At 69.0% G+C, this 1,029-nt stretch carries 1 protein-coding gene; it reads left to right on the top strand.

All coding sequences use genetic code 11. From position 1 onward, the window contains the following. Positions 1-46: 46 nt before the first annotated feature. The coding region (locus ACZ5CR_RS47445; RefSeq protein ID WP_468870297.1) for an acyl-CoA dehydrogenase family protein at positions 47-1,029 on the top strand (983 nt) is incomplete at its 3' end.

Here is a 1,029-nt window from a genome sequence, read left to right as displayed (position 1 = left end):
GCGGCCTGTCCACCACCCTCGGCGTCAACCTCGGGGGCGAGTGACCATGGCCGACTACAAAGCTCCAGTAGAGGAATACGACTTCCTGCTGCGCCAGGTCATCGACGCCCAGCATGTCCTCGACGTCACCAACGGGGACGTCGCTCTGGACGACGTACGGGAGGTACTTGGGCACGCGGGTACGTTCGCCGCCGAAGTGCTCGACCCCCTCAACGCGATCGGCGACCGGGCGGGCAACACGCTCACCGACGGCCAGGTGGCCACGGCCCCCGGATTCACCGAGGCCTACAAGGCGTTCGCCGAGGGCGGCTGGGTCGGTATCGGCCTGCCCAGCGAAGCGGGCGGCGACGGCATGCCCTCGGTCGTGACCGCGGGCGTCAACGAGATCTGGTCCGCCGCCAACATGGCCTTCTCCCTCGGACCGGGCCTGAGCGTCGGGGCCGCCTACGCGCTGTTCACCGCCGCGAGCAAGGAACTCAAGAAGACCTATCTGCCTCCGCTGGTCTCGGGCCGGTGGACCGGCACGATGAACCTCACCGAGCCGCAGTCCGGCACCGACCTGGCGGGCATCCGCACCACCGCCCGGGATCGTGGGAACGGCACCTGGGCGGTGAAGGGCCAGAAGATCTTCATCACGTGGGGCGATCACGACCTCACCGAGAACATCGTGCACCTGGTCCTGGCCCGAACCGAGGGCGCACCCGAAGGTCTCGGCGGCCTCTCCCTGTTCGTCGTGCCGAAGTTCCTGCCCAAGGCCGATGGCACCCTCGGCGCGCGCAACGAGGTCACCACCGTCTCGCTGGAACACAAGCTCGGCATCCACGCCAGCCCCACCTGCGTCCTGGAGTACGAGGACGCCACGGGCTGGCTGGTCGGCAAGCAACACTGCGGCCTGGAAGCGATGTTCGTGATGATGAACGTTGCCCGAGTCGGCGTGGCCACCCAGGGCCTGGGCGGTTCCGACCGCGCCTACCAGCGTGCCACCGCCTACGCCGCCGAGCGCGTCCAGGGCAAGGTGGCGGGCCGTCC

This window comes from Streptomyces sp. NPDC031274 (assembly GCF_055570235.1).
This window is presented reverse-complemented; position numbering and strand designations above follow the sequence as displayed.